Origin of the sequence: Pseudomonas sp. G(2018), assembly GCF_005502415.1 — a bacterium.
Classification (GTDB): Bacteria; Pseudomonadota; Gammaproteobacteria; order Pseudomonadales; family Pseudomonadaceae; genus Aquipseudomonas.
On the sequence record NZ_SCOO01000001.1, the window covers coordinates 45,542 to 62,079 of the forward strand.

19 protein-coding genes, 1 pseudogene and 1 riboswitch are annotated in these 16,538 nt (G+C 59.5%); of the genes and pseudogenes, 11 read left to right on the forward strand and 9 right to left on the reverse strand.

The features are described 5' to 3' along the window. Both FFS64_RS00220 and hemH read left to right on the forward strand, forming a co-directional pair. Window positions 1-903 carry a TIGR01777 family oxidoreductase gene (locus FFS64_RS00220; RefSeq protein WP_137803743.1) on the forward strand — a complete coding sequence of 301 codons (903 nt, stop codon included), beginning with the start codon at window positions 1-3 and terminating at the stop codon, window positions 901-903. Between the two features lie 13 nt (window positions 904-916). Further along, window positions 917-1,939, forward strand: coding sequence for a ferrochelatase (hemH, locus tag FFS64_RS00225; RefSeq protein WP_137803744.1), 1,023 nt, complete (start codon window positions 917-919; stop codon window positions 1,937-1,939). 131 nt (window positions 1,940-2,070) lie between these two features. Here hemH and FFS64_RS00230 read toward each other — a convergent pair whose 3' ends face one another. Both FFS64_RS00230 and upp read right to left on the reverse strand, forming a co-directional pair. After that, complete coding sequence (locus tag FFS64_RS00230; RefSeq protein WP_137803745.1) at window positions 2,071-3,345, reverse strand: uracil-xanthine permease family protein; 1,275 nt, start codon at window positions 3,343-3,345, stop codon at window positions 2,071-2,073. A 2-nt stretch (window positions 3,346-3,347) separates the two neighbouring features. Beyond that, window positions 3,348-3,986 (reverse strand): uracil phosphoribosyltransferase, encoded by a 639-nt coding sequence (upp, locus tag FFS64_RS00235; protein WP_008060213.1) that lies wholly within the window; start codon window positions 3,984-3,986, stop codon window positions 3,348-3,350. Between the two features lie 176 nt (window positions 3,987-4,162). On the opposite strand from upp, the gene FFS64_RS00240 reads away from it, so the two are divergent. The 3 genes from FFS64_RS00240 (at window position 4,163) to FFS64_RS00250 (ending at window position 5,724) form a co-directional block, all read left to right on the forward strand. After that, a complete protein-coding gene (locus FFS64_RS00240; protein WP_095192937.1) occupies window positions 4,163-4,720 on the forward strand; it encodes a hypoxanthine-guanine phosphoribosyltransferase in 558 nt (185 codons plus the stop codon). Window positions 4,721-4,888: 168 nt separating this feature from the next. Then, window positions 4,889-5,374 carry a hypothetical protein gene (locus FFS64_RS00245; RefSeq protein WP_137803746.1) on the forward strand — a complete coding sequence of 162 codons (486 nt, stop codon included), beginning with the start codon at window positions 4,889-4,891 and terminating at the stop codon, window positions 5,372-5,374. 62 nt (window positions 5,375-5,436) lie between these two features. Beyond that, a complete protein-coding gene (locus tag FFS64_RS00250) occupies window positions 5,437-5,724 on the forward strand; it encodes a PA4642 family protein (RefSeq protein ID WP_137803747.1) in 288 nt (95 codons plus the stop codon). A gap of 61 nt (window positions 5,725-5,785) precedes the next feature. On the opposite strand, the gene mqo is transcribed toward FFS64_RS00250, so the two are convergent. Continuing rightward, window positions 5,786-7,294: a malate dehydrogenase (quinone) gene (mqo, locus tag FFS64_RS00255; RefSeq protein ID WP_137803748.1), complete on the reverse strand. Its 1,509-nt coding sequence runs from the start codon at window positions 7,292-7,294 to the stop codon at window positions 5,786-5,788. Window positions 7,295-8,032: 738 nt separating this feature from the next. Then, on the reverse strand, window positions 8,033-8,266 hold the full coding sequence (locus FFS64_RS00260) for a hypothetical protein (RefSeq protein ID WP_137803749.1): 234 nt from the start codon (window positions 8,264-8,266) through the stop codon (window positions 8,033-8,035). A gap of 204 nt (window positions 8,267-8,470) precedes the next feature. On the opposite strand from FFS64_RS00260, the gene FFS64_RS00265 reads away from it, so the two are divergent. Then, window positions 8,471-9,055 carry a YajG family lipoprotein gene (locus FFS64_RS00265; protein ID WP_095192942.1) on the forward strand — a complete coding sequence of 195 codons (585 nt, stop codon included), beginning with the start codon at window positions 8,471-8,473 and terminating at the stop codon, window positions 9,053-9,055. A 96-nt stretch (window positions 9,056-9,151) separates the two neighbouring features. Here the strand turns inward: FFS64_RS00265 and FFS64_RS00270 are convergent, their stop codons facing one another. After that, window positions 9,152-9,358 (reverse strand): hypothetical protein, encoded by a 207-nt coding sequence (locus tag FFS64_RS00270; RefSeq protein ID WP_095192943.1) that lies wholly within the window; start codon window positions 9,356-9,358, stop codon window positions 9,152-9,154. 193 nt (window positions 9,359-9,551) lie between these two features. Between FFS64_RS00270 and FFS64_RS00275 the strand changes: the two genes are divergently transcribed. Beyond that, window positions 9,552-9,830 (forward strand): hypothetical protein, encoded by a 279-nt coding sequence (locus FFS64_RS00275; RefSeq protein ID WP_137803750.1) that lies wholly within the window; start codon window positions 9,552-9,554, stop codon window positions 9,828-9,830. Between the two features lie 71 nt (window positions 9,831-9,901). On the opposite strand, the gene FFS64_RS00280 is transcribed toward FFS64_RS00275, so the two are convergent. Continuing rightward, window positions 9,902-11,068, reverse strand: a complete 1,167-nt coding sequence (locus FFS64_RS00280) for a 1-acyl-sn-glycerol-3-phosphate acyltransferase (protein ID WP_137803751.1) — start codon at window positions 11,066-11,068, stop codon at window positions 9,902-9,904. A gap of 139 nt (window positions 11,069-11,207) precedes the next feature. On the opposite strand from FFS64_RS00280, the gene FFS64_RS00285 reads away from it, so the two are divergent. From FFS64_RS00285 to FFS64_RS00295, 3 genes are read left to right on the forward strand one after another with little or no spacing between them, the layout of a single operon-like run. Then, a complete protein-coding gene (locus tag FFS64_RS00285) occupies window positions 11,208-11,390 on the forward strand; it encodes a CPXCG motif-containing cysteine-rich protein (RefSeq protein WP_137803752.1) in 183 nt (60 codons plus the stop codon). Window positions 11,391-11,398: 8 nt separating this feature from the next. Beyond that, a complete protein-coding gene (locus tag FFS64_RS00290) occupies window positions 11,399-11,659 on the forward strand; it encodes a putative signal transducing protein (RefSeq protein ID WP_095192947.1) in 261 nt (86 codons plus the stop codon). 36 nt (window positions 11,660-11,695) lie between these two features. Continuing rightward, window positions 11,696-12,319, forward strand: a complete 624-nt coding sequence (locus FFS64_RS00295; RefSeq protein ID WP_095192948.1) for an SOS response-associated peptidase — start codon at window positions 11,696-11,698, stop codon at window positions 12,317-12,319. Window positions 12,320-12,376: 57 nt separating this feature from the next. On the opposite strand, the gene FFS64_RS32065 is transcribed toward FFS64_RS00295, so the two are convergent. Both FFS64_RS32065 and FFS64_RS32070 read right to left on the reverse strand, forming a co-directional pair. Next, the gene (locus FFS64_RS32065; protein ID WP_372242155.1) at window positions 12,377-13,219 is read right to left on the reverse strand and encodes a methyl-accepting chemotaxis protein; all 843 of its coding nucleotides are present in this window, start codon (window positions 13,217-13,219) and stop codon (window positions 12,377-12,379) included. A gap of 12 nt (window positions 13,220-13,231) precedes the next feature. Continuing rightward, window positions 13,232-14,635: pseudogene (locus tag FFS64_RS32070) on the reverse strand (HAMP domain-containing protein); the annotation flags it as partial. Between the two features lie 153 nt (window positions 14,636-14,788). Here FFS64_RS32070 and FFS64_RS00305 point away from each other — a divergent pair. Continuing rightward, window positions 14,789-15,604: a M48 family metallopeptidase gene (locus FFS64_RS00305; protein ID WP_137803754.1), complete on the forward strand. Its 816-nt coding sequence runs from the start codon at window positions 14,789-14,791 to the stop codon at window positions 15,602-15,604. Window positions 15,605-15,739: 135 nt separating this feature from the next. Here FFS64_RS00305 and FFS64_RS00310 read toward each other — a convergent pair whose 3' ends face one another. Then, window positions 15,740-16,324: a TMEM165/GDT1 family protein gene (locus FFS64_RS00310; protein WP_137803755.1), complete on the reverse strand. Its 585-nt coding sequence runs from the start codon at window positions 16,322-16,324 to the stop codon at window positions 15,740-15,742. Window positions 16,325-16,414: 90 nt separating this feature from the next. Then, window positions 16,415-16,537: riboswitch (yybP-ykoY riboswitch) on the reverse strand. Window position 16,538 lies beyond the last annotated feature (1 nt).

Here is a 16,538-nt window from a genome sequence, read left to right on the forward strand (position 1 = left end):
ATGCACATATTGCTGACCGGCGGTACTGGTTTGATAGGACGTCAGCTCTGCCGACTCTGGTTGAGCCAGGGCCATCGTCTGACGGTCTGGAGCCGGACGCCTGCAAAGGTGGCCAAAGTCTGTGGTGCTCAAGTGCGTGGTGTCGCTCGACTTGAGGACGTGGGGCAGGAGTCTGTCGATGCCATCGTCAATCTCGCCGGTGCGCCGATCGCTGACCGTCCCTGGACGACCAAACGCAAAGCGCTGTTATGGAGCAGTCGCATCACTCTGACGGAAACCTTGCTGGTTTGGCTCGAAACTCGTGAACAGAAACCGCAGGTATTGATTTCCGGCTCCGCGGTCGGTTGGTACGGCGATGGCGGTGAGCGTGAACTGACCGAGGAATCGCCACCGGTAATCGACGATTTTGCCAGCCAGCTGTGCATCGCTTGGGAGGAAACCGCCCAGCGCGCCGAAGCCCTGGGTATCCGTGTGGTACTCATCCGTACCGGGTTGGTGTTGTCCGCCGACGGCGGCTTTTTGTCGCGGCTGTTACTGCCGTTCAAACTGGGGCTGGGCGGGCCGATCGGCAATGGTCGGCAATGGATGCCGTGGATCCATATCAACGATCAAATCGCCTTGATTGATTTTCTTCTGCATCGCAATGAAGCCAGCGGTCCCTATAATGCCTGCGCACCGAAGCCGGTGCGCAATCGCGAGTTCGCCAAAACCCTGGGCAGCGTGTTGCACCGCCCCTCATTCATGCCGATGCCGGCCCTAGTGTTGAAGGTCGGGCTGGGCGAATTGTCGTTATTGTTGCTGGGTGGCCAGCGGGCCACGCCGGCGCGCTTGCTCGAAGCGGGTTTCACTTTCCAGTTCACTGATTTGCGCGCGGCCCTGGACGATCTGTCCAGCCGCCTCTGAAATAGGACGTTGCATGACCGATCACGCGTTGCTTCTGGTCAACCTGGGCTCACCTGCCTCCACCTCGGTGGCGGATGTGCGCAGCTACCTCAATCAGTTTCTGATGGACCCGTACGTGATTGACCTGCCATGGCCGATACGACGTCTGTTGGTGTCGTTGATTCTGATCAAGCGTCCCGAGCAGTCGGCCCATGCCTACGCCTCGATCTGGTGGGAGGAGGGCTCGCCACTGGTGGTGCTCAGCCGCCGCCTGCAGCAGGCCATGACTGCCCAATGGCATCACGGTCCGGTGGAACTGGCGATGCGTTACGGCGAACCGTCCATTGAAACGGCACTGCTGCGCCTGGCAGGTCAGGGCCACAAGCGGATCACCCTGGCGCCGCTTTATCCACAATTCGCCGACAGCACCACGACCACGGTCATCGAAGAGGCCAAGCGTGTATTGCGCGAGAAGCAACTCGACGTGCAATTGTCGATACTCCAGCCGTTCTACGATCAACCGGAATACCTCGATGCGCTGGTGGCCACGGCCAAACCGCATCTGCAACAGGATTACGATCATTTGTTGCTGAGCTTCCACGGTCTGCCGGAGCGACACCTGAAAAAACTCAACCCGGGCCACAGCTTCGAAGGCGGCGGTGATTGCTGCGCCGGTGCGCCGCCGGAGGTGGTCGCCACCTGTTATCGCGGCCAGTGCCTGCGCACCGCCAAGGAGTTTGCCAAGCGCATGGGCTTGCCGGACGGCAAGTGGTCGGTGTCGTTCCAGTCGCGTCTGGGCCGCGCCAAGTGGATCGAACCCTACACCGAAGCACGCCTGGATGAACTGGCCAAAAGCGGCGTGAAGAAGGTGCTGGTGATGTGCCCGGCATTCGTTGCCGATTGCATCGAGACGCTGGAAGAGATCGGTGATCGCGGGCTGGAGCAGTTCCGCGAAGCGGGGGGGGAGGAGTTGGTGCTGGTACCGTGCCTCAACGATGATCCGCAGTGGGCGCGGGCGTTGAGTACACTGTGTGAAAGGGCGCCATTGGCCCTTTAAAAGCATCGCGGGCAAGTCGAATCGTCGCACCGCCGCTCCCACAGGGTCTGCGCAAAACCTGTGGGAGCGGCGGTGCGACGATTCGACTTGCCCGCGAAAGCTATCTGACTGGCGACTCAGACCTCAAGCCGTTACAACAGTGGCTCATCCGCCTTCTTGTGCTTCCAGCTGTCATTGCCCGGCAGTATCAGGTTCAGCGCAATCGCCACCACCGCGCACAGCGCGATGCCTTTGAGGCCGAAATCGTCGGGACCGGTGCCGGTGCCGACCAGTACGCCGCCAATCCCGAACACCAGGGTCACCGACACGATCACCAGATTACGTGCCTCGCCCAGATCGATCTTGTGGCGAATCAGCGTATTCATGCCTACCGCTGCGATCGAACCGAACAACAGGCAGAGAATCCCGCCCATCACCGGTACCGGAATGCTTTGCAGCAGCGCACCGAATTTGCCGATGAACGCCAGGCTTATGGCGAAGATCGCTGCCCAGGTCATGATTTTCGGGTTGTAGTTCTTGGTCAGCATCACCGCGCCGGTGACTTCGGCGTAGGTGGTGTTGGGCGGACCACCGAACAGGCCGGCTGCTGTAGTGGCAATGCCGTCGCCCAGCAAGGTGCGGTGCAGACCTGGTTTTTTCAGGTAATCGCGACCGGTCACGCTACCCACGGCAATCACGCCGCCGATGTGTTCGATGGCCGGAGCCAGGGCTACCGGAACGATGAACAGAATCGCCTGCCAGTTGAACTCGGGCGCAGTGAAGTTCGGAAGGGCGAACCACGGTGCTGCGGCAATCTTCGCGGTGTCGACCACGCCGAAGTAGAACGACATGCCAAAACCCACGAGTACGCCGGAGATGATCGGTACCAGGCGGAAAATGCCTTTGCCGAACACCGCCACGATCAGGGTGGTCAGCAGCGCCGGCATCGAGATCAGCATCGCGGTCTGGTAATGAATCAGCTCGGAACCGTCACCCGCCTTGCCCATCGCCATGTTGGCGGCAATCGGCGCCATGGCCAGGCCAATGGAGATGATCACCGGACCGATTACCACCGGTGGCAGCAGACGGTCGATGAAACCGGTGCCTTTGATCTTCACGGCAAGGCCGAGGAAGGTGTAGACGAAACCGGCCGCCATCACGCCGCCCATGGTCGCGGCCAGGCCGAACTGGCCCTTGGCGAGAATGATCGGGGTGATGAAGGCAAAACTCGATGCCAGGAACACCGGCACCTGACGCCCGGTGACGACCTGGAACAGAATTGTCCCCAGGCCTGCGGTAAACAGCGCCACGTTCGGGTCAAGGCCGGTAATCAGAGGCATCAACACCAGGGCGCCGAAGGCCACGAACAGCATCTGGGCGCCAGACAGCACCGTGCGCCAGAGCGGATCGTTGAACTCTTGCTGCATGCTCACGCGTCCTTCTGCTTGGTACCGAAGATCTTGTCACCGGCATCGCCCAGGCCGGGAATGATATAACCGTGTTCGTTGAGTTTCTGATCGATGGAAGCGGTGTAGATGATCACGTCCGGGTGGGCCTTCTCGACCACGGCAATGCCTTCCGGCGCGGCGACCAGCACCATGGCGCGGATGTCCTTGCAGCCGGCTTTCTTCAACAGGTCAATGGTGGCGACCATCGAACCGCCGGTGGCGAGCATCGGGTCGATGATCATTGCCAGGCGCTCGTCGATTTCCGGTACCAGTTTCTCAAGGTAGGTGTGGGCTTCGAGGGTTTCCTCGTTGCGGGCCACGCCCACGGCGCTGACTTTGGCGCCCGGGATCAGGCTGAGCACGCCTTCGAGCATGCCGATACCGGCGCGCAGGATCGGCACCACGGTAATCTTCTTGCCGGCGATTTTCTCGACCGAGACCGTGCCGCACCAACCCTCGATATCGTAGGTTTCCAGTGGCAGGTCTTTGGTGGCTTCATAGGTCAGCAGGGCGCCGACTTCCTGAGCGAGCTCACGGAAATTCTTGGTGCTGATGTCTGCGCGGCGCATTAGGCCAAGTTTGTGACGGATCAGCGGATGGCGGATCTCGAGGATGGGCATGGGGAAAGGCTCCGGCGGCGGGCAAAAAAACCGGCCTAGATTAATCTATCCGAGGGTGTTGTCCTATAGACATACAGTACGTTAGTCCATAAAGGCTTGATTCAGCCGTGCAGGATGCGTACCTTTGCCCGCTTTTCGCGACTATCCCCCCGCCAACCACCCTCCTGGAGAGCGCCATGTCCGCTGATCTCGAGCATATCCGTCAAATCATGCGAGAGGCTGACTGCCTGTACACCGAAGCTGAAGTCGAGGCAGCCATCGCCCGCGTCGGTGCACAAATCAACGATCAACTGGCGGACAGCAACCCGGTGGTGTTCTGTGTGATGAACGGCGGGCTGATTTTCTCCGGCAAACTGCTGACTCATCTGCACTTCCCGCTGGAAGCGTCCTACCTGCACGCCACCCGCTATCGCAACGAAACCAGCGGCGGCGAGCTGTTCTGGAAAGCCAAGCCGGAAGTGTCGTTCATTGACCGTGATGTGCTGATCATCGACGACATCCTCGACGAAGGTCACACCCTGGGCGCGATCATCGACTTCTGCAAACACGCCGGCGCGCGCAAAGTGCATACCGCCGTGCTGATCGATAAAGATCACGACCGCAAGGCTCGTCCTGACCTGAAGGCCGATTTCGTCGGTCTGCCGTGCATCGACCGTTACATCTTCGGTTACGGCATGGATTACAAAGGCTACTGGCGCAACGCCAACGGGATTTTTGCCGTTAAAGGCATGTAACCCCCCGCCGCAAGTCCCTGTGGGAGCGAGCCTGCTCGCGAAGGCGTCGTGTCAGTCAGATTAATGGGGCTGGCACACCGCATTCGCGAGCAGGCTCGCTCCCACAATGGTTTCATGTGCTTTCGGATAGCCATGCTAGAGTGCTCGGCCCCGTTCCCGGAGCCTGTCATGAGCCTGTTGATCCGCTGCTGCGCCGCCCTGTTGCTGACCCTCAGCCTGCCCCTGGCCGCCGCTCCGGCGCCGATGCACGCACAGTTCCTGCCGCCGGATGATTTGACCCTGCGTGACGCGCAGCCTGAGCAGCAACAACTGTTGCAGGTCACCGAGTATTCGGTGGTGGTTGGCAGTCAGCGTCAATCCAATCAGCAGCCGATCCCGGTCACTTCGCCGCTGTTGATCCGCCTCAAGGGCAAATCCTTGAACAAGGGTGCGACCATCTCTCAGGTCTTGGTCAACTTCGATGGCGAAAGCAAAAGCCTGAAAAAACCGGTCTACGACGAGCAGAGCAAAACCCTGACGCTTTATTACCCGCTGGCGCAGTACCGGGTGGTCATCGATTTGTTGCGCAATGACACGGTGTATTGCCAGTTCCTCAGTTACGCCAACGGCCATGTCTGGGCCGATCTGCACACCGGCAGCGTTCGTCCGCGTTGAGTGCCGGGCCTGCGCAGGGGTAAACTGCCCGCCCGTGAAATGTCTGCGAGCTGGAGTCGGCAATGCGTAAAGATAAGAAACAAGTGATTGGTGACGAAATCGGTGATGGGCAGATCAAGTTGTTCCTCGATTTCGAGCCGGTCGACGCCACTTCGCCTTCGTTGCACAAACTGATCAAGGCCTACCGTGGCCTGCGTATCGATGATTTCGAGCGTTTCCTGACGTTCTTTGTCGAGGCGGGCTACGATCTGGACGGCAAGGATGAGCACGGTAATGACTTTGTTGCCCTGATCAAGGATCAGCGCAATGCACCGGATTACATCGAGCTGATCGAAAAGGCTCGCGGCTAACCCGCCCCATAAAAAAACGCCCCGCTCTCATTGAGAACGGGGCGTTTTTACTGGGGCTGGATCAAGCGTAGCTTTCGGTTTCGCTGCTGGCTTCAACCAGTTCCAGGGCGACGTTGTTCTGCGTGTTGATCTTGCGATACAACGCAGCGTCGGTTTCCAGGACTTTCTCGCGGGCCGGGAAGATTTCCGCCAGTTTGGCAGCCCACTCGCCTTTGGCTTTGCCCGGGAAGCATTTTTCGATCAGTTCCAGCATGATCGAAACGGTCACCGAGGCACCTGGCGAAGCACCGAGCAGGGCGGCCAAAGAGCCGTCCTTGGCCGCGACCAGTTCGGTACCGAACTGCAGGACGCCGCCTTTTTTCGGGTCTTTCTTGATGATCTGCACCCGCTGGCCGGCCACTTCCAGACGCCAGTCTTCGGCTTTCGCTTCCGGGTAGAAGCGACGCAGGGATTCCAGGCGTTGTTCCATCGATTGCATCACTTCGCTGACCAGGTATTTGGTCAGGTCCATGTTGTTTTTCGCCACGGCCAGCATCGGGCCGATGTTGCCGGCGCGAACCGACATCGGCAGGTCCATGAAGGAGCCGTGCTTGAGGAACTTGGTGGTGAAACCGGCGTAAGGTCCGAACAGCAGTGATTTCTTGCCGTCGACGACGCGGGTGTCCAGGTGCGGCACGGACATCGGTGGCGAACCCACGGCAGCCTGGCTGTACACCTTGGCCTGGTGGTGCTTGACCACTTCCGGGTTGTCGCAGCGCAGCCATTGGCCGCTGATCGGGAAACCGCCGAAGCCTTTGCTCTCTTCGATGCCCGAAGCCTGCAGCAGCGGCAATGCCGCGCCGCCAGCGCCGAGGAAGACGAACTTGGCATCGACGTCACGGGTGTTACCGCTGTTCACGTCCTTGATGCTGACGGTCCAGCCGCCGTTGTTGCGCTTGAGGCCGGTGACGCGCTTGCAGTACTTGACCTGGGCATCGGGTGCGCTGGTCAGGTGCTTGAGCAACTGGTTGGTCAGGGCGCCGAAGTTGACGTCGGTGCCATTGATCACGCGGGTGGCGGCGAGGGTTTCGCCAGCGTCACGCCCCGGCATCATCAACGGCATCCACTCGGCCATCTTCGCCTTGTCTTCGGTGTATTCCATGTCCGCGAAGGCGTGGTGCTTGCTCAGCACCTTGAAGCGTTCCTTGAGGAAGGACACGCCGCTGTCGCCTTGGACGAAGCTCAGGTGCGGCACCGGGCTGATGAAGGACTTGCACGAACCGAAGGTGCCTTTTTTGGTCAGGTACGACCAGAACTGCTTCGACACCTCGAACTGGGTGTTGATATGCACGGCTTTCTTGATGTCGACGGTGCCATCGGCAGCCTGTGGCGTGTAGTTCAGCTCGCATAGGCCGGCGTGACCGGTACCGGCGTTGTTCCATGGGTTGGAACTCTCGGCGGCACCGGAATCCATCAGCTCGACGACTTCCAGCTTGATCGCCGGGTCGAGCTCTTTGAGCAGTACTGCGAGGGTGGCACTCATGATGCCGGCCCCAACCAGTACTACGTCGACTGCTTCGTTATGCGCCATTTAACGCGTCTCCAAAATCTGCAGCACCAAATTGACGGCATGGCTGCCAGGCGTTCCGGGGCGAGTCAGTGATGCCCCTCGAACTCATGGCAGGATCGCCATGTCCGAATCTTCGCAATTTTTCGCAACTTCGACGGACGCTGCCTGCCGGGTCTAATCAGAGTCCCATGAACTCATTTCAACGAGCGGCTGGCAATTCGACTTATGGTCGATACATCCGTTTGTGCAACCAAATCCGTAGCGGACAGGCTTCAGGCTCCGGTATTCGAGGTGTACTCGGTCCTGTGTCGTCGGGCTGTTGTAGACGCTAATGGTGCATGTTCAGACGCAAAACTATTCATTTGCTCGCCACACTCTTGTGAAGTTGTGAAAACCCGTTTTTTTCACGCTCTTTTGAAGACGTGAACCTCAAAAAGGGCTGTCCCAGCCTGGCACCGCGCCCGGATGGTCTGCCGCCAGGAGATACAAGGCGACAAATCGGGCAAACAGCTCAGTGACCGAGCGTAATGACAGCTCTGCAGATTCGCGAAAAGTGGAGGTTTTGCTTGAGGAACAGCAAGCGCGCCAGCTTCACTCGATCTGTGTGGGCGGCTCTCTGTGGGCGGTGCGGGGTGTCAATACCAGGGCATTGACGGTGCTGCGAGGCCCGATCAGGAGACGTCCTTATAATCGGGGGGAGATTGTAGCGAAGAAACGTGGGGAATTGGTCGTGTTTAATGACTTTTATTAGGCGTCTGGTCAGGTGGTCAACAGTTGCTGCGCCCGTGAGCGGGGTTGATGTTGGGTGACGCAGGCGCTGGCGGGCAGGGGCTGGTGCAGCCAGTTCAGGCGAATTTCCTCGATTTCGACCCAGCCATCGCCCATGGGCTGGAGGCTGCACTGCTTGAAGGCCTGGCAATGGCCGTTGCGGTCGAGCAGGGCGAAGCAACGATGCAGCGGGCGTGGTGCGAACAATGAGATGAGATGGCGCATGGCGAATGACCTTGTGGTATTTGCCGCCTACGTTGTCAACAAGTCGTGACGTGCAGGTGAAAGGAGGGTGAACGATGTGTGACATCGAACCCCGATCTACAGGATTTGTCAGATATTTCAGTCATCGTTGCGAGACGCTAGTTCGCCGCAGTGGCGCACCGCTATACTGCCGGCCTGTTTGTGCCTGATTCTGGAGAGAAGAGCATGTTGCAACGCCTGTTGTTCGGTTTGATCACTGTGACCAGCTTGACGCTGGTCGGCTGCGCCCACAGCCCGCAACAACTGAACCCGGAACCCAAGCTGACGGCGCAACTGGCACCGGTAGGACGCGGTCAGCCGGTTGTGGTACGTGTGGTGGATGGTCGTCCGTCGCCAACCCTGGGCACCCGTGGTGGTCTGTACCCGGAAACCAGCGCGATTACCGTACAGGGCGCACAGATCCTGCCGAAGCTGCAGGCCCAGGCCGAAGCCGCCGTGCGCCTGTTGGGGTTCACCCCGACGGCCAATGCGATGAACGCTCCACAACTGACCGTGACCCTGGCCGAGCTGAAATATCAGTCGCCTAAAGAGGGCATGTATGTGACCGAAGCCACCATCGGCGCGACATTCCGCTCCGATGTGCAGAATGCCAACCGTCGTTACAGTGGTCGTTACGGCGCATCTCTGGACCAGCGCTTCGGCATGGCACCGAACCAGGAAACCAACACCAAGCTGGTCAGCGACGTGTTGAGCGACGCATTGACCCGCCTGTTCAAGGATCCGACCGTAGGTCAGATTCTCGGCGAGTAACCTTTCGCAAGATGCAAAAAAGCCCGGTACCAGCGATGGTCCCGGGCTTTTTCATATCTGTGAGAGCCGGCTCGCTCCCACAAGGGAATCGCGTAGTCAGGCGGCCTGCGAGTAAAAGTCCAGCACACTCACACCTGTCAGCAGATCCGCTTCCGGCAAATCCGCATGCTGATGACCACCCAGTGCGCAATACACCAGCCAATGACGGTCTTGAACGTTGAAGGCGAGACTGCCGACGAGGGTTTGTTGTTCTTCACTGTGACTGATGAGGTAAAGGCGATCCTGGTTTTCGGCGTGGAGCATGACGCAGTCCGTGTCGGTTTCGAGGGGGCACAGACTGGCCTATTCAGATGACGAAGCTGTGACGCAGGACAGCTTTTGGTCAATTGCTTCGTTTTTTGTCGGAAAGGGAGGGCAGGTATGAAGGCTTTCGGTAGAATCCGCGCCGCGGTCGTCCGTTCGGCGTCTGCCACACCTGATTTGCTTGAGGCTCGTGATGTCGCTGCATTTGATGACGCTGTTTACCGCCCATCCCGCCAAATTGATCAACCTGCTGGCCTTGTTCTTTGCCTTTCCGGGCGGCTGGCTGCTGCACGCCACCCGTCGTCGCGAACAACGGGCGATGGCCAGTCTGCAGGCTCAACGCCAGAGACGTCCCAGTGAAGAACCCACGCTGGATTGGGCGACCCTGCGCATGAACCGGTTTTTCTACCGCTTCGGCTTCGCCTGCATGGGGCTGGCGCTGCTGGTGTCGTGGATCAGCACGCAGGTCTAGTAAACGGTTGTAGGTCGCGATCTTTTGGTCAAAAAAAACGGCGCCCGAAGGCGCCGTTGTTGAATTCGGGGTTAAAGCGGCAACCCCGCCTTCACTCGATACTGATTGCGCACCGGCGTCGCATATTGCAACACCAGGAACGGGCGATGTTCCTCGGGGCAGGCGTCCAGGCGTTGCTGCCACTGCTCCTGGGCCTTGGTCAGTTCGTCGGCGGCAAACAGCTCGGCGGCACCGGGAACCTGCAATTGCGGCACGGCATCTTTCCACTGGGCATAAGCCAGGTAGTGCACCGGAAACAGGCGATAACCGCCCAGAATCTGCTTGTCCATCTCGATCGCCAACTGCTTGGTGTCTTCGAACAGCTCGGTGATCGGCGCGGCAAAGTTCACGTGGACCCGGCCCTTGTAGCCGGTGATGCCCTTGGCGATGCTCACGTCGTCCTCGCCTGGCGCCTTGGTGTAGGTGCCAGTGGTGGCGCGGATATAGAGTTCGCGGGCCTTGGCCTGGTCGCACGGGTCGTATTCGTAGCTGATCGAGACCGGGGTCAGGTTCAGCGAACGGATGACTTCGCCGAACGGCTCGTCCTTGCGGCTCATGTGAAACATCTTGAGAATCGCCGACTCGGTACGGTCGTCGCCGTCCTTGGCCCGGCCTTCGGCCTGGGCGATCCAGATCGAGGCGCAATCGTTGCGGATCGAATGGTTGATGTAGGCCGAGAGTAACTGATACGCCGCCATTTTCTCGCGGCGTCCGGTGATCGAACGGTGCACGATAAAGCTCTTGTTCAAGCGCATCAGGTCGCTGACGAAGGGCTTTTGCAGCAGGTTGTCGCCGATGGCGATGCGCGGGGTCGGCAAGCCGGCGTGATACACGGCGTAGTTGACGAAGGCCGGGTCCATCACGATATCGCGGTGGTTGGCGATGAACAGATAGGCGCTGCCGGACTTGAACTGCTCGACGCCGGTGTAGGTCACTCCGTCCGTGGCGCGTTCGATGGTGTGGTCGACGTAATACTCGACTTTGTCCTGCAAAGTAGCCACCGACGTGATACCGGCGAACTCACGGCGCAGTCGATGGGCTATAAGAGGTTTGAGTGCCCAGCCTAAAGCGCCGGCAAAACGCGGGAAGCGAAAGTGGGTGAGGATATCTAGAAACGCCTTGTCGCCAAGCAGTCGTGCCAGCACCGCTGGGACTTCACTGTCGTCGTAAGGTCGGATGGCATCGAATTCGCCCATCATGCTCTCTTGTTAGAAACGGCTAGGGTAAGTAAAGGTTCTGATCGAAAACCGGCGGGGTAAGGTCTGAAAAAGTAGTCAGACAAAAATAGCCCTGCAAATAGACCGGCGATTATACGCACAAGTCACCTGGGAGACCGCGATGCTGGAAAATGCCGTTTATGAATGTCCGTATTGTGGTGAGGAAGTGGAAACCACTCTGGACCTGTCCGGTGGGGATCAGACCTATATTGAAGACTGTCAGGTGTGCTGCCGGCCGATAACCTTTGTGTTGCAGGTACACGGCAAAGAATGGCATCTCGACGTATTCAGCGAGAACGAATAAGGGCATCTATGCAACGAATCTACGAACCGGAAAACCTGATGGAAGGCGAGTTGCTGCAAGGCATGCTCGCCAGTGAGGGCATCGAGGCGCATCTGGTGGGACGTGATCTGGTCGGTGCCAGCGGCGAATTGCCGATCTTCGGTCTGTTGGGGTTGGCGGTGGATAACGACCAGGCCGAATACGCCCGCGAGTTGATCAGTGCGTACAATGCCGCGCTGCCGCTTTCCGGTGATGAACCGGAGAGCTTTCCGGGCACGCTGGTCTGTTAGGCTGGCCGTTCGTTTGATCAAGAGTCGTGTTGCCCCATGTGTGGACGTTATGCCCTGTTTCGCTGGAACCCCGCCTTCGCGGCCCTGCCTGGCTTCCCCGCCGATCAGCAGGCCCAGTGGAACATTTCCCCCAATGATTCGGTGTTGATGCTGCGTGCCGGTGCGGACGGTCAGCGCGAGCTGGCGCGTGCGCGTTGGGGGCTGACACCGCCATGGCTGACCGATCTATCCCGCACCCCGGCTCATGCCCGGGCCGAAACCGTGGCCGAGCAGCCGATGTTCCGCCAAGCCCTGCGCGAGCGACGCTGCCTGTTGCCGGCCAACGGTTTCTACGAATGGCGCGGCACCACGCGCAAACGCCCGTACTGGCTGACGCCGGGAGAGGGCTCGTCACTGTTTTTCGCGGCGATCTGGGAGGCGTACCCAGTGCAGGAACAGGTGTGGCTGAGCACGGCGGTCATTACTCAGCCGGCTGCCAGTCAGCGGCGGCCGTTGATTCTCGATGCGGCGGGGCAAGACGCCTGGCTCGATCCGGAAACGCCGTTGCATGCCTTGCAGGCCCTGCTGGCCAGTGAACCTGCGGCATTGCGCGAGCGGGTCTTGGCCAACATGGTGAATGATCCGAAGCTCAATGGGCCGGAGTGTCTTACGCCGGGTTGAGTCATTTGGCGTCACTACTGACGCCTTCGCGAGCCTGCTCGCGAAGGGGCCTTTGGATCAGACCTTGAACTGATTGATCAACCGCCGCTGCTGCTCGGCCAATTTGGTCAAATCCGCACTGGCCGCGCTCGATTCATCTGCGCCGCCCGCCACTTCGTTGGCCACTTGCCCGATGTTGATCACGTTGCGGTTGATGTCGTCCGCCACTGCGCTTTGCTCCTCGGCGGCGCTGGCGATCTGTGTGTTCATGTCATTGATGACCGACACCGCTTGGGTGATGGTTTCCAGGGCTTCGGCCGCTTTGGCTGCGTGCTGCACGCTCTCGTCGGTGCGGTTCTGGCTGTCCTCCATGACCCGCACCACATCCCGAGTGCCTTGTTGCAGCTGCTGAATCATGGTCTGGATTTCTTCCGTGGCCTTCTGGGTCTTCTGCGCCAGGTTACGCACCTCATCAGCCACCACCGCAAAGCCGCGACCCTGTTCGCCGGCCCGTGCCGCTTCGATGGCCGCGTTCAGGGCCAGCAGGTTGGTCTGTTCGGCAATCCCGCGAATAGCCGTGAGGATCGCGTTGATGTTTTCGCTGTCCTTGGCCAGGGTCTGCACCACGCTGACCGCACGGCCGATTTCCACGGCGAGGGCGCCAATGGAGTTCGAAGTGTCATGGACAATCTGCTTGCCCTGGCTGGCTGCGAGGTCGGCATGGCTGGCGGCTTGCGCGGCCTGGGTCGCGTTGCGCGCCACGTCCTGGGCGGTGGCGGTCATTTCCTGCACGGCGGTGGCCACTTGATCGATCTCGGCCATTTGCTTGTGCACGCCGGTGTTGGTGCGAATGGCGATGTCGGCGGTGTGTTCCGATGAATCGCTGACACTCTGCACCGAGGTCACCACCTGAGTGATCATTGCCTGCAATTTGGCCAGGAAGGTGTTGAAGCCTTTGGCAATCGAACCCAGTTCGTCGGAACGGTCGCTGGTCAGGCGACGGGTCAGGTCGCCTTCGCCTTGCGCGATGTCGTCGAGCATGGCGACCATTTGCTTGAGTGGGCGGGCAATGCCGTGGCCCACCAGCCAGATCACGAGCAGACCGATACCGGCAATCAGCAGGCCGACCATGGCCATGCCGAAGGTGTCGGATTTGCGCTGGGTGTTCAGGTCGGCCTGAAGCTTTTGCAGGTCCGCCATCACCGCATTCAGCGGCAGTTGCAGCATCAGGGTCCAGCGGGCGTCGGTCTGACCGATGCCGAAAGGCAGGTACAACTCGATCCGGCCCTGAGCCTTGTCGACGGTGTAGGTGACTTCGCCGCGCTTGAGATTGGCCATGTTGGCGATCTGCTGGCTGTCGAGGATATCACTGACCTTCTCGCCGAATTTACTCGGGTCTTTGGTGTAGGCAACGATCCGCCCGTTACCGCCGATCAGGGCCATTTCCCCGGCGCCGCTGTAGAGTTTCTGATTGGCGCCCAGAAGCATTTCCTGGATGAAGTTCACCGACAGATCAGCGCCGACGATGCCCTGGAAGGCGCCGTTGAGCATGATCGGTTCGATGAAGGAGGCGAGCATGACGATTTTGTCGCCGACCTTGTAGGGCGCCGGATCGATCACGCAGGATTTTTTGGTTTCTTTCGAACACAGGTAGTACTCGCTGGCGCGCACGCCGGTGGACAAGGTTTTCTGGTCGTCCACGTCCACCAGTTTGTCCAGGCCGAGGCTGCCGTCCTCGTTGCGGAACCACCAGGGCAGGAAGCGCCCGTTGCTGGCGTCGATGCCCACTACATGGGTGCCGATGTAGGCCGCATCGTTGTGATCCAGCGCGTCTTTTTCCCAGCCAATGTAGGTGCCGAGGATTTTCGGATTTTTGGCCACGTTTTCCTTGATCAGACCAATCAACTGCTCGCGGCTGAGGCTCAGCGCAGGCTGGCCATCGGCCCCCGGTGTACCGATCAGCGTGTTGACGCGCACCAGCCCGCCGGCTATCAGCAACGGTGCTTCGAGTTCACGCTGTATCTGGCTGACCTGGGTCTGCGCCAGGGACGTCAGACGTTGTTCGATGACTTGCTCGAATTGCGCCTGAGTCCGTTCCTGGACCATGTCTTGCGTCCGGGCGCCGGAAAACAGCGCGTAGACCACCAGCGCTGCCACGACACTGAGAACGATGGCGCCGGCCAGGGCCGCCACGGAAAACTGGATTGACTTGAATTTCATGGGTGCTCCGCACGCAAAAGATCGTCTGCGGAGGTGTATCGGCAGGGGGGTCGACAGACATGAGCGGCTGCAGGAGAAATGGCTGTTTTTGCGTGTTGGATGTCGCAAATGAATCATCCCGGGCCGTTATCGGCCGTGGTTTACCCGGGTTTGTGAATTTTTTCCTACGGCGATGAGAGCTTTGTCTGAAATGTACGTCTTACGTTCGTTGTCTCTGGCGCCGATACCTATCCACGCCTAGGATATGAACATGTTTTCAAGGAGTTTTTGATGAACAAGTTATTGGTTTTGTGTGGGCTGAGTGCAAGCCTGCTGCTCGCTGGCTGCCAATCGGTGAATACCACCAGCGGTGGCGCTGTGGGTGTCGAGCGCAAACAGTACATGTTCAGTATGTTGTCCTCGGAAGAGGTCAATCAGATGTACTCCCAGTCTTATACGAAGACAGTGGGTGAAGCGACCAACAAAGGCGTGTTGGACAAGACCAGCAGCGATGCCAAGCGCGTTCAGGTCATTGCCGACCGCCTCATTGCCCAGGCGCCGAACTTCCGTCCGGATGCGGCCCAGTGGAAATGGGAAGTCAATCTGATCAAGAGCGACGAACTCAATGCCAACTGTGGGCCTGGCGGCAAGATCTTTGTGTACACCGGGCTGATCGACAGCCTGAAACTCACCGATGATGAACTGGCCGCGGTCATGGGCCATGAAATCGCCCACGCCTTGCGTGAACACGGTCGAGAAGCGATGTCCAAGGCTTACGGTATCGAAATGGCCAAGCAGGGCGCTGGTGCCTTGCTCGGTCTGGGCCAGGATAGCCTGGCGCTGGCGGACGCTGTGGCCAACTACGGCATGACGTTGCCCAACAGTCGTTCCAATGAAAACGAAGCCGATCTGATCGGTCTCGAATTGGCTGCGCGCGCCGGCTACAATCCGAACGCCGCGATCACCCTGTGGAACAAAATGAGTAAGGCCAGCGAGGGTGCCCCGCCGGAATTCCTCAGCACGCACCCGTCGTCCAGCAGCCGGACTGCTTCGTTGCAGGCGGCGATTCCGAAGGTGATGCCGCTTTACGAGCAAGCCAAGAAATAGTTATGTAGTGCGGCTGATGCCGCCTTCGCGAGCAGGCTCGCTCCCACAGTTGGATCGCGTAAACCTGTGGGAGCGAGCCAGCGCCGGGCGGCGTTCCGACGAAGAACAATGACGCGGTGTTACTGATTTACCGCGTCAAACCCACCCGCTGCTCTGCATTGCCTTGTACACCGCAACAATCGCCAGAATAAAGAACGCCGACGCCGCCAGGCGACGAATCAGCGTCAATGGCAATTTATCCGCCGCAAAGTTACCCGCCAGAACCACCGGTACGTTGGCAATCAGCATGCCGACGGTGGTGCCGATGATCACCAGCCACAATTCCGGATACTGCGCGGCGAGCATAACGGTTGCGATCTGGGTCTTGTCGCCGATTTCCGCCAGGAAAAACGCAATCAGCGTGGTCAGGAACGGTCCGAACTTGCGGGCGGTGCTGGCTTCGTCGTCATCCATCTTGTCCGGCACCAGGGTCCACAGGGCGGTCGCTGCGAAGCTCGCCGCGAGGATCCAGTGCAACAAAGTGTCCGAAAAGAAACTGCCGACCCAGGCGCCCACCGCACCGGCTGCCGCGTGGTTGGCCAGGGTTGCGGCCACGATGCCGGCGATGATCGGCCATGGCTTGCGGAAGCGGGCAGCGAGAATGAGCGCGAGCAGTTGCGTCTTGTCGCCGATTTCGGCCAAGGCAACGATTGCGGTGGGTACGAGTAGTGAATCCAGCATCAGGGGTTTTCCTAAGGGGCGGGTCGACACGGCTATGACACGTACAGCCTTCCCGCCCCGGGTAAGGTGTTCGTGTCATAGGTCTTGTCAAACCCTGCGATCCGTCTGATGCGGACGCTTGGGTCGCATGCGCCATGGTCTTTTGACCAAGTATGTTGACGCATGCCGGACGAGCATGCTGCTCGTGGGAGACTACTCCCCTAGGACGGAGCGG

What these genes read in the sequence shown, in the direction of transcription:
- FFS64_RS00260 (WP_137803749.1), bottom strand. Translation starts at nt 8,266, where the DNA reads ATGCGCCATCTCATCTCATTGTTCGCACCACGCCCGCTGCATCGTTGC.
- FFS64_RS00290 (WP_095192947.1), top strand. Translation starts at nt 11,399, where the DNA reads ATGCAACGAATCTACGAACCGGAAAACCTGATGGAAGGCGAGTTGCTG.
- FFS64_RS00285 (WP_137803752.1), top strand. Translation starts at nt 11,208, where the DNA reads ATGCTGGAAAATGCCGTTTATGAATGTCCGTATTGTGGTGAGGAAGTG.
- FFS64_RS00270 (WP_095192943.1), bottom strand. Translation starts at nt 9,358, where the DNA reads ATGCTCCACGCCGAAAACCAGGATCGCCTTTACCTCATCAGTCACAGT.
- FFS64_RS00310 (WP_137803755.1), bottom strand. Translation starts at nt 16,324, where the DNA reads ATGCTGGATTCACTACTCGTACCCACCGCAATCGTTGCCTTGGCCGAA.
- FFS64_RS00220 (WP_137803743.1), top strand. Translation starts at nt 1, where the DNA reads ATGCACATATTGCTGACCGGCGGTACTGGTTTGATAGGACGTCAGCTC.
- upp (WP_008060213.1), bottom strand. Translation starts at nt 3,986, where the DNA reads ATGCCCATCCTCGAGATCCGCCATCCGCTGATCCGTCACAAACTTGGC.
- mqo (WP_137803748.1), bottom strand. Translation starts at nt 7,294, where the DNA reads ATGGCGCATAACGAAGCAGTCGACGTAGTACTGGTTGGGGCCGGCATC.
- FFS64_RS00275 (WP_137803750.1), top strand. Translation starts at nt 9,552, where the DNA reads ATGTCGCTGCATTTGATGACGCTGTTTACCGCCCATCCCGCCAAATTG.
- FFS64_RS00230 (WP_137803745.1), bottom strand. Translation starts at nt 3,345, where the DNA reads ATGCAGCAAGAGTTCAACGATCCGCTCTGGCGCACGGTGCTGTCTGGC.
- FFS64_RS00250 (WP_137803747.1), top strand. Translation starts at nt 5,437, where the DNA reads ATGCGTAAAGATAAGAAACAAGTGATTGGTGACGAAATCGGTGATGGG.
- FFS64_RS00265 (WP_095192942.1), top strand. Translation starts at nt 8,471, where the DNA reads ATGTTGCAACGCCTGTTGTTCGGTTTGATCACTGTGACCAGCTTGACG.
- FFS64_RS00280 (WP_137803751.1), bottom strand. Translation starts at nt 11,068, where the DNA reads ATGATGGGCGAATTCGATGCCATCCGACCTTACGACGACAGTGAAGTC.
- hemH (WP_137803744.1), top strand. Translation starts at nt 917, where the DNA reads ATGACCGATCACGCGTTGCTTCTGGTCAACCTGGGCTCACCTGCCTCC.
- FFS64_RS00305 (WP_137803754.1), top strand. Translation starts at nt 14,789, where the DNA reads ATGAACAAGTTATTGGTTTTGTGTGGGCTGAGTGCAAGCCTGCTGCTC.
- FFS64_RS00240 (WP_095192937.1), top strand. Translation starts at nt 4,163, where the DNA reads ATGTCCGCTGATCTCGAGCATATCCGTCAAATCATGCGAGAGGCTGAC.
- FFS64_RS00295 (WP_095192948.1), top strand. Translation starts at nt 11,696, where the DNA reads ATGTGTGGACGTTATGCCCTGTTTCGCTGGAACCCCGCCTTCGCGGCC.
- FFS64_RS00245 (WP_137803746.1), top strand. Translation starts at nt 4,889, where the DNA reads ATGAGCCTGTTGATCCGCTGCTGCGCCGCCCTGTTGCTGACCCTCAGC.
- FFS64_RS32065 (WP_372242155.1), bottom strand. Translation starts at nt 13,219, where the DNA reads ATGATCACTCAGGTGGTGACCTCGGTGCAGAGTGTCAGCGATTCATCG.